This window comes from Macrococcus sp. CoH-51_TC_04 (genome assembly GCF_058188655.1).
Map to the genome: position 1 here is coordinate 1 of NZ_JBVGOY010000108.1, position 206 is coordinate 206.

Sequence of the window (206 nt, forward strand, 5' to 3'; positions counted from 1 at the left end):
TTTAGAATCAATACCTATACACAGTATGAAATCATCCGAGAAAAAAATGTCCACGCTAAAATGTCCACGCTTAATCAAGTGATTAAGACCGGGAAAGAGCTGTCACAACAGGCGTTACAACATGTTCATGCAAAAAAGGAAACTATATTCTTTTTAAATCTATTAAATATCTTTTTAAGTAACAGAAAACGTTCTGTAAAAAAACA

The 206-nt window shown here is 31.6% G+C and carries 1 pseudogene; it reads left to right on the forward strand.

Going from position 1 to position 206, the window contains the following annotated elements:
• Nucleotides 1–206: pseudogene (locus tag ACZ2V4_RS11945) on the forward strand (hypothetical protein); the annotation flags it as partial.